Origin of the sequence: Pseudomonas sp. S31, from assembly GCF_016648105.1 — a bacterium.
In the GTDB taxonomy this organism is placed as follows: domain Bacteria; phylum Pseudomonadota; class Gammaproteobacteria; order Pseudomonadales; family Pseudomonadaceae; genus Aquipseudomonas.
On the sequence record NZ_JACVVE010000002.1, the window covers coordinates 285,581 to 294,279 of the forward strand.

Sequence of the window (8,699 nt, forward strand, 5' to 3'; positions counted from 1 at the left end):
CGAAGCCGGTGCCAGATACGGAGTCGCCTGGTTCGCGGGTGAACCCGCTCCTACAGGGGAGCCGTATCGGGCCAGTACAGCCATTGCAGCTGTACCGGCCCTTCGTGGCCTCAGACGGCGATCATGCGCCCGGTTTCTTCCAGGTTCTCGTGCCAGCTCAGCGCCTCGCGCAGGATATGCGGGGTGTGGCCGCCACGCTGGCAGGCGCGGTCGAAGTAGTCGTTGAGCGCAGCGCGGTAGTCCGGGTGCACGCAGTTGTCGATGATCGCCCGGGCACGCTCGCGCGGCGCCAGGCCACGCAGGTCGGCCAGGCCCTGCTCGGTAACGAGGATGTCGACGTCGTGTTCGGTGTGGTCGACGTGGCTGACCATCGGCACCACGCTGGAAATCGCGCCACCCTTGGCGATCGACTTGGTCACGAACACCGCCAGGTGGGCGTTGCGGGCGAAGTCGCCGGAACCGCCGATGCCGTTCATCATCTTGGTGCCGCACACGTGGGTGGAGTTGACGTTGCCGTAGATGTCGAACTCCAGCGCGGTGTTGATGCCGATGATGCCCAGGCGACGCACCACTTCCGGGTGGTTGGAGATTTCCTGCGGACGCAGCACCAGCTTGTCCTTGTAGCGCTCGAGGTTGCCGAACACGTCGGCATTGCGACGGGTCGACAGGGTGATCGAGCTGCCCGAGGCAAAGCGCAGCTTGCCGGCGTCGATCAGGTCGAAGGTCGAGTCCTGGAGTACTTCGGAGTACATGGTCAGGTTCTCGAACGGCGACTCGATCAGGCCGCACATCACCGCGTTGGCGATGCTGCCGATCCCTGCCTGCAGCGGGCCGAGCTCGTTGGTCATGCGACCGGCGGCCACTTCACCCTTGAGGAAGTCGATCAGGTGGTTGGCGATGCCCTGGGTTTCGTCGTCCGGCGGCAGCACGGTGGACGGCGAATCCGGCTGCTCGCTGATGACGATGCCGACGATCTTGGCCGGATCGATCGGGATGGCGGTGCTGCCGATGCGGTCGTCGACCTTGACCAACGGGATCGGCGTGCGGGTGGGGCGATAGGTCGGGATATAGATGTCGTGCAGGCCTTCGAGGTTGGCGTTGTGCGACAGGTTGATCTCGACGATCACTTGCTTGGCGAAAATGGCGAAGCTGGCCGAGTTGCCCACGGAGGTGGTCGGCACGATGTGGCCTTCCTCGGTGATGGCCACGGCTTCGATGACCGCGATGTCCGGCAGCTTGAGCTGCTTGTTGCGCAGTTGCTCGACGGTTTCCGACAGGTGCTGGTCGATGAACATCACCTTGCCGTCGTTGATGGCCTTGCGCAGGGTGCTGTCGACCTGGAATGGCATGCGACGCGCCAGGACGCCGGCCTCGGTCAATTGCTTGTCCAGGTCGTTGCCCAGGCTGGCGCCGGTCATCAGGCTGATTTTCAGTGGCGACTGCTTGGCGCGTTCGGCCAGCGCATGCGGCACGGCCTTGGCTTCACCGGCACGGGTGAAACCGCTCATGCCGACGGTCATGCCGTCCTCGATCAGGCCAGCGGCGTCAGCCGCACTCATTACCTTGCTGTGCAGGGAGGACAAGCGGATACGATCACGGTACATGGATTGTTATCTCGGGCTACTGAAGCTACTGCAGCGCAGTCTAGAGATTTAACCCGTCGCCGTCCCACGACCATGGTCGTATGAAAGGCCTATCGCAAAGGCCTTTGATCTGAAGCAATGAAGAAAGCCCCGATCGATCTGAGCGGGGCTTCCTTTATAGCGCGAGGTTTGTTAGCTCAGGATCACTCCACGGCCTTGACCATGTCCTCGATGACCTTCTTGGCGTCGCCGAACACCATCATGGTCTTGTCCAGATAGAACAGTTCGTTGTCCAGGCCGGCGTAGCCACTGGCCATGGAGCGCTTGTTGACGATGATGGTCTTGGCCTTGAACGCTTCGAGAATCGGCATGCCGGCGATCGGTGACTTGGGGTCGTTCTTCGCCGCCGGGTTGACCACGTCGTTGGCGCCCAGCACCAGCACCACGTCGGCCTGGCCGAACTCGGCGTTGATGTCTTCCATCTCGAACACCTGGTCGTATGGTACCTCGGCCTCGGCCAGCAGCACGTTCATGTGCCCGGGCATGCGCCCCGCCACCGGGTGGATCGCGTACTTCACGGTGACGCCGTTGTGGGTCAGCTTCTCGGTCAGTTCCTTCAGCGCGTGCTGGGCGCGGGCCACCGCCAGGCCATAGCCCGGGACGATGATCACGCTGTCGGCGTTGCTCAGCAGGAAGGTGGCGTCGTCGGCCGAACCGGACTTCACCGGGCGCTGCTCCTTCGAGCCTTGCGCGACGCCGGCATCGGTGTCGCCGCCGAAGCCGCCGAGGATGACGTTGAAGAACGAGCGGTTCATCGCCTTGCACATGATGTACGAGAGGATCGCACCGCTTGAGCCGACCAGGGAGCCGGCGATGATCAGCATCGAGTTGTTCAGCGAGAAGCCGATACCGGCTGCGGCCCAGCCCGAGTAGCTGTTGAGCATCGACACCACGACCGGCATGTCGGCGCCGCCGATCGGGATGATGATCAGCACGCCCATGACGAAGGCCAGGGCCAGCATCAGGGTGAAGGCGCTGTAGTGGCCGGTGAAGGTGAACAGCAGGCCCAGGGCGATGGTGGCAAGGCCCAGGATCAGGTTCAGCTTGTGCTGGCCGGGGAACTGTACCGGTGCGCCCTGGAACAGGCGGAACTTGTACTTGCCCGACAGCTTGCCGAAGGCGATCACCGAACCTGAGAAGGTGATGGCGCCGATGGCCGCACCGAGGAACAGCTCCAGGCGGTTGCCGGTGGGGATCGGGTCGCTGATGGCGGCGACGATGCCCAGGGACTGCGGTTCGAGCACGGCGGCGATGGCGATGAACACTGCGGCCAGGCCGATCATGCTGTGCATGAAGGCGACCAGCTCGGGCATCTTGGTCATCTCGACGCGCTTGGCCATGATCGAGCCAGCGCTGCCGCCGACCAACAGGCCGACGATGACGTAGCCGATGCCGGCAGTGGCAAGCTCAGCCCCGAGCTTATAGATGAGGCCAACCGTGGTGAGGATGGCGATCCCCATGCCGATCATGCCGAACAGGTTGCCGCGCCGCGAAGTGGTCGGGTGCGACAGGCCCTTGAGCGCCTGGATGAAGCACACCGAAGCGACGAGGTAGAGAAGCGTTACCAGATTCATGCTCATGCTTACTTCTGCGCCTCGTTCTTGGTTTTCTTCTTGAACATCTCAAGCATGCGGCGGGTGACCAGGAAGCCACCGAACACGTTGACCGCAGCCAGGGCCACGGCCAGGGTGCCCATGACCTTGCCGGCCGGGGTCACGGTCAGGGCGGCCGCCAGCATGGCGCCGACGATGACGATGGCGGAGATGGCATTGGTGACCGCCATCAGCGGCGTGTGCAGGGCCGGGGTGACGTTCCACACCACGTGGTAGCCCACGTAGATGGCGAGCACGAAGATGATCAGGTTGTAGATGCCGTGGGAAATCAGCAGGTCTTCCATTGTCGTGCTCCTCAGCCGTTCTTGCGCACGACCTGGCCATCGCGGCACATCAGGCACGCGGCGACGATGTCGTCTTCGAGGTTGATGGTCAGCGCGCCGTCCTTGTCGAACAGCAGCTTCATGAAGTCCAGCAGGTTGCGTGCATACAGGGCCGAGGCATCGGCCCCCACCTGCGCCGGCAGGTTGGTCGGGCCGACGATGGTCACGCCATTGGCCTGCACCACCTGGTCGGCGACGGTCAGCGGGCAGTTGCCGCCCTGGGCCGCCGCGAGGTCGATGACTACCGAGCCTGGCTTCATCTGCGCGACGGTTTCGGCGCTGAGCAGGGTCGGTGCCTTGCGGCCGGGGATCAGTGCGGTGGTGATGACGATGTCGGCCTGCTTGGCGCGCTCGTGCACGGCCTGGGCCTGGCGTTGCATCCAGCTGGCGGGCATGGGGCGGGCATAGCCGCCCACACCCTCGGCGCATTCGCGTTCTTCATCGGTCTCGTACGGCACGTCGAGGAACTTGGCGCCCAGGGACTCGATCTGCTCCTTCACCGCCGGACGCACGTCGGACGCTTCGATCACCGCGCCCAGGCGCTTGGCCGTGGCGATCGCCTGCAGGCCGGCGACACCTGCGCCGAGAATCAGCACGCGGGCAGCCTTCACGGTGCCGGCGGCGGTCATCAGCATGGGCATGAAGCGCGGATAGTGATGGGCAGCGAGCAGCACGGCCTTGTAGCCGGCGATGTTGGCCTGGGACGACAGCACGTCGAGGCTCTGCGCCCGCGAGGTACGTGGCGCGGCTTCGAGGGCGAAGGCGGTGATGCCGTGTTCGGCCATCTTGGCGATCAGTTCGCTGTTGAAGGGGTTGAGCATGCCGACCAGCACGCTGCCGCGATTGATCTGCGCCAGCTCCTGGTCGTTGGGCGCGACCACCTTCAGTACCAGCTGCGCGCCGTAGGCATCGGCGGCGCTACCCAGGGAAGCTCCTGCGGCTTCATAGGCACTGTCCGGAATGCTGGCATTGAGCCCTGCCCCCCGTTGGACGGTGACCTGATGGCCTTGGGCAACCAGTTTCTTGATGGTTTCGGGGGTTGCGGCAACCCTTGTCTCACCCGTCTGCGTCTCGAGAGGAACACCAATGTGCACGACTTTGTCTCCTGCGGTGACCTTTTTGTCTTTATGAAAGCCCGTGCACTTCGGATGGTGCATGGGGTCGGCGATAGAGCGCCGGCCCGCCGAATCCTGGGCGGGCCGAGCATTTTGCAGACGAAGCCAGAGGCCTTCAACAGCTTATGGAGCGAAACGAAGGTGAAACTACAAGTCACCCTGTGACCGTATGTCGCAACGACAGGCCTGTAGCCCGTCAACCATGGGCTCTTGGGAGATTAAGTGATTTTTCGAAGTTTTTTGTAGTAATTTTGCGGATGAGCTCGCGGATGTCGCTAATTCGCCTGCAAGCCGCGTAGTTGGTGGGCTCTTGCAGGGTTTTGTGCGCACCTGAACAGTTTGCTCATATGCGACAAATTCTTATATATGTAGGTGTTTAAAATAATTGACTACAAAAGTCAGGCAGTATCGACCCGGTTGCTCGATGCCAGGTATTGCCTGGCTTGGTCGACCAGCCAGTCGCGGAATGCACGAAGCGAGGCGGACTCGACCTTGCGCTCTGGAATCATCAGATAGTAAGCCTTGTCGCTGATCAGCACATGCCGGTTGGCGACCACCAGCCTGCCTTCCTCCAGCTCGCGCTGGATCAGGAACGGCGGGATCAGCGCGATGCCCATCTGGTGCATGGCAGCCTGTGCGAGCATGGAGAATAGTTCATAACGCGGGCCTGTCATGTCGCCTTCGATATTCATGCCAAGGCTGTTGAACCACTGGCGCCAGGCATAGGGCCGGGTGGTCTGTTGCAGCAGCGGCATACCGGCAATGTGCCGGGCATCGAGCATGCCCTCCTCGTTCAGCAAGGCTGGGCTGCACACCGGCAGCGGGTTTTCGCCCATCAAACGATGGGATTGCGTACCGGACCAGTCGGCATCGCCGAAATAGATGGCGGCGTCGAACGTGGTGTCGGCGAACAGGAAGGGCCGCGTGCGGTTGGTGAGATTCACCGTGACCTCCGGGTGGCGCTGCTGGAAATCCTTGAGCCGGGGTAGCAGCCATTGGGTACCGAAGGTCGGCACCACGGCCAGTTCGATGACGTTGGCACCCTGCTGGCGCATCACCGACAAGGTGTCCCGTTCCACTGCATCGAGTTGCGCCGCTACCTGGCGGCTGTAGGACAGCCCGGCCTCGGTGAGCTTCACGCCGCGCCGCGAGCGGCGAAACAGATCGACGTTGAGAAAGCTCTCCAGGCTGCCGATCTGGCGACAGACGGCGCCTTGAGTCAAGGCCAGCTCGTGCGCCGCCTTGGTGAAGCTCTCGTGGCGCGCCGCGGCTTCGAAGCAGACCAGGGCGGTGGTGCTGGGGATCTTGCGGCGCATGTACGTCAACCTCACTTGTCATTATTTGAGTAAGGGGGTTTTTCGCATTTCGAAGTGAGAAAGTATCACTAATCCGTGCGCAATCGTCGTTTGTCCACACGCCGGATCGGGCCTAGGATCAATGGAACAAGACCTGCTCCCCTACTCCGAGGACATCGCTCATGGCTGGTAAGGCAAGCTTCAACTGGATCGACCCGCTGCTGCTGGACCAGCAGCTCACCGAAGAAGAGCGCATGGTGCGGGACAGCGCTTACCAGTTCGCCCAGGACAAGCTCGCGCCTCGTGTGCTGGAAGCCTTCCGCCACGAACAGACCGACCCGGCGATCTTCCGCGAGATGGGCGAAGTCGGCCTGCTGGGCGCGACCATTCCCGAGCAGTACGGCGGCAGTGGCCTGAACTATGTGTGCTACGGGTTGATCGCCCGGGAGGTCGAGCGCATCGACTCGGGCTACCGCTCGATGATGAGCGTGCAATCGTCGCTGGTGATGGTGCCGATCAATGAGTTCGGCACCGAAGCGCAGAAACAGAAGTACCTGCCGAAGCTGGCGTCCGGCGAGTGGATCGGCTGCTTTGGCCTGACCGAGCCCAATCATGGCTCGGACCCTGGCTCGATGATCACCCGTGCGCGCAAGGTCGATGGCGGCTACCGCCTGAGCGGCAGCAAGATGTGGATCACCAACAGCCCGATCGCCGACGTGTTCGTGGTCTGGGCCAAGGACGATGCCGGGGATATCCGTGGCTTCGTGCTGGAAAAAGGCTGGCAGGGCCTGAGTGCGCCGGCCATCCATGGCAAGGTCGGCCTGCGTGCCTCCATCACCGGTGAGATCGTGATGGACAACGTGTTCGTGCCGCAAGAGAACATCTTTCCGGATGTGCGCGGCCTGCGCGGGCCGTTCACCTGCCTGAACTCGGCCCGCTACGGCATCGCCTGGGGCGCACTGGGCGCTGCCGAGGCCTGCTGGCACACCGCTCGCCAGTACACCCTGGACCGCCAGCAGTTCGGTCGCCCGCTGGCAGCGAACCAGCTGATCCAGAAAAAGCTCGCCGACATGCAGACCGAGATCACCCTGGCCCTGCAAGGGTGCCTGCGCCTGGGGCGGATGAAGGACGAAGGCACTGCGGCGGTTGAAATCACCTCCATCATGAAGCGCAACTCCTGCGGCAAGGCCCTCGATATCGCCCGCCTGGCCCGTGACATGCTGGGCGGCAACGGCATCTCCGACGAGTTCGGCGTGGCCCGCCACCTGGTCAACCTGGAGGTGGTGAACACCTATGAAGGCACCCATGACGTGCATGCGCTGATCCTCGGGCGTGCGCAGACCGGCATCCAGGCCTTCTATTGATAAGGAGGCAGCCATGGGCGCGCTTTCCCATCTGCGGGTGCTGGATCTTTCGCGCGTGCTGGCCGGGCCCTGGTCCGGCCAGATCCTGGCGGACCTTGGGGCGGATGTGATCAAGGTCGAGCGCCCGGGCAGCGGCGACGATACCCGGGCCTGGGGGCCGCCCTTCCTCAAGGATGCCCAGGGCGAGAACACCAGCGAGGCGGCTTACTATCTGTCGGCCAATCGCAACAAGCGCTCGGTGACCATCGACTTCACCCAGCCGCAAGGCCAGCGCCTGGTGCGCGAGCTGGCGGCGAAGTCGGATATCGTCATCGAGAACTTCAAGGTCGGCGGGCTGGCGGCCTATGGGCTGGACTATGCCAGCCTGAAGGCGCTGAACCCGCGGCTTATCTATTGTTCGGTGACCGGCTTCGGCCAGACCGGACCGTATGCCAAGCGCGCCGGTTACGACTTCATGATCCAAGGGTTGGGTGGGCTGATGAGCCTCACCGGGCAGCCTGATGGCGAGGAAGGCGCGGGGCCGGTGAAGGTTGGCGTGGCGCTGACCGACATTCTTACCGGGTTGTATTCGACCGTGGCGATCCTGGCCGCCCTCGCCCACCGTGAACAGGCTGGGGTCGGCCAGCATATAGATATGGCGCTGCTCGATGTGCAGGTGGCCTGCCTGGCGAACCAGGCGATGAACTATCTGACTACGGGCATAGCGCCCCGGCGGCTGGGCAATGCGCATCCGAACATCGTGCCTTATCAGGACTTCCCGACGGCAGATGGCGATTTCATCCTAACGGTGGGTAACGATGGGCAGTTTCGCAAGTTCGCCGAGGTGGCGGGACAGCTTTGGTGGGCGGATGACCCACGCTTCACTACCAATAAGCAGCGGGTGGCCAATCGGGCCGAGCTGATTCCGTTGATTCGCCAGGCCACGGTGTTCAAGACGACTGCTGAATGGGTGAGCCAGTTGGAGGCTGCGGGGGTACCCTGTGGGCCCATCAATGATTTGGCGCAGGTGTTCCAGGACCCGCAGGTGGTTGCGCGGGGGTTGGCGGTGAGCATGCCGCATGCGTTGGCAGGCAGCGTGCCGCAGGTGGCCAGTCCGATTCGTTTGTCGGAGACGCCGGTGGAGTATCGGCGGGCGCCTCCGCTGTTGGGGGAGCATACAGAGGTGGTGCTGGGTGAGGTGTTGGGGCTGGATGGGGAGGCGGTGCAGAGGTTGCGTGAGGCTGGGGTGGTTTGACGGGGGATGGTGGAGAGGCTGGCAGGTGTTCGCCTTGGGTTTTGTGGTGCCTATGAGATCGAGCGCCGCGCGGGCGGCGCTCGATCGCATAGGCGCAGAAAGGGTTGTGGCG

The 8,699-nt window shown here is 63.2% G+C and carries 7 protein-coding genes; 2 read left to right on the top strand and 5 right to left on the bottom strand.

Going from position 1 to position 8,699, the window contains the following annotated elements:
* Positions 1 to 110 precede the first annotated feature (110 nt).
* The 5 genes from IAE37_RS03730 to IAE37_RS03750 form a co-directional block, all read right to left on the bottom strand.
* Positions 111 to 1,604 (bottom strand): acetyl-CoA hydrolase/transferase family protein, encoded by a 1,494-nt coding sequence (locus tag IAE37_RS03730; protein WP_201169383.1) that lies wholly within the window; start codon positions 1,602 to 1,604, stop codon positions 111 to 113.
* 182 nt (positions 1,605 to 1,786) lie between these two features.
* A complete protein-coding gene (locus IAE37_RS03735) occupies positions 1,787 to 3,223 on the bottom strand; it encodes an NAD(P)(+) transhydrogenase (Re/Si-specific) subunit beta (protein ID WP_201169385.1) in 1,437 nt (478 codons plus the stop codon).
* 2 nt (positions 3,224 to 3,225) lie between these two features.
* Entirely contained in the window at positions 3,226 to 3,540 is a 315-nt protein-coding gene (locus tag IAE37_RS03740; RefSeq protein WP_110995049.1) for an NAD(P) transhydrogenase subunit alpha, read from the bottom strand.
* An 11-nt stretch (positions 3,541 to 3,551) separates the two neighbouring features.
* Complete coding sequence (locus IAE37_RS03745; RefSeq protein WP_201169387.1) at positions 3,552 to 4,673, bottom strand: Re/Si-specific NAD(P)(+) transhydrogenase subunit alpha; 1,122 nt, start codon at positions 4,671 to 4,673, stop codon at positions 3,552 to 3,554.
* Positions 4,674 to 5,092: 419 nt separating this feature from the next.
* On the bottom strand, positions 5,093 to 6,010 hold the full coding sequence (locus IAE37_RS03750; RefSeq protein WP_201169389.1) for a LysR family transcriptional regulator: 918 nt from the start codon (positions 6,008 to 6,010) through the stop codon (positions 5,093 to 5,095).
* Positions 6,011 to 6,171: 161 nt separating this feature from the next.
* Between IAE37_RS03750 and IAE37_RS03755 the strand changes: the two genes are divergently transcribed.
* Together IAE37_RS03755 and IAE37_RS03760 are read left to right on the top strand one after the other, a co-directional pair.
* Positions 6,172 to 7,353, top strand: coding sequence for an acyl-CoA dehydrogenase (locus IAE37_RS03755; RefSeq protein WP_201169392.1), 1,182 nt, complete (start codon positions 6,172 to 6,174; stop codon positions 7,351 to 7,353).
* 13 nt (positions 7,354 to 7,366) lie between these two features.
* Positions 7,367 to 8,587, top strand: coding sequence for a CaiB/BaiF CoA transferase family protein (locus tag IAE37_RS03760; protein WP_201169394.1), 1,221 nt, complete (start codon positions 7,367 to 7,369; stop codon positions 8,585 to 8,587).
* Positions 8,588 to 8,699: the final 112 nt, after the last annotated feature.

Excerpts from the sequence above, each read along its gene's own strand:
- IAE37_RS03730 (WP_201169383.1), bottom strand. The coding sequence starts at position 1,604 with ATGTACCGTGATCGTATCCGCTTGTCCTCCCTGCACAGCAAGGTAATG.
- IAE37_RS03735 (WP_201169385.1), bottom strand. The coding sequence starts at position 3,223 with ATGAGCATGAATCTGGTAACGCTTCTCTACCTCGTCGCTTCGGTGTGC.
- IAE37_RS03740 (WP_110995049.1), bottom strand. The coding sequence starts at position 3,540 with ATGGAAGACCTGCTGATTTCCCACGGCATCTACAACCTGATCATCTTC.
- IAE37_RS03750 (WP_201169389.1), bottom strand. The coding sequence starts at position 6,010 with ATGCGCCGCAAGATCCCCAGCACCACCGCCCTGGTCTGCTTCGAAGCC.
- IAE37_RS03755 (WP_201169392.1), top strand. The coding sequence starts at position 6,172 with ATGGCTGGTAAGGCAAGCTTCAACTGGATCGACCCGCTGCTGCTGGAC.
- IAE37_RS03760 (WP_201169394.1), top strand. The coding sequence starts at position 7,367 with ATGGGCGCGCTTTCCCATCTGCGGGTGCTGGATCTTTCGCGCGTGCTG.